Raw genomic sequence first — 205 nt, forward strand, 5'->3', positions numbered from 1 at the left:
GATTACGGCGCTGGTAGTATTCGAAAGCGCGATGATCAGCGAGATCGTGCGCGCCGGGATCGAATCGATCGACTACGGACAGATGGAAGGTGCACGAAGCAACGGGATGACGTACGTGCAGGCCATGTACCACATCATCGTGCCGCAGGCGGTGCACAACATGATACCGGCGCTGCTGTCGCAGTTCGTATCGCTGGTCAAGGAC

1 protein-coding gene is annotated in these 205 nt (G+C 58.0%); it reads left to right on the forward strand.

Annotated elements, in window-relative coordinates:
- On the forward strand, positions 1 to 205 hold a 205-nt coding region (locus KI210_RS08760), incomplete at both ends, for an ABC transporter permease subunit (protein ID WP_212781480.1).

It is taken from the genome of Lactobacillus corticis, from assembly GCF_018327645.1.
Lineage (GTDB): Bacteria > Bacillota > Bacilli > Lactobacillales > Lactobacillaceae > Lactobacillus > Lactobacillus corticis.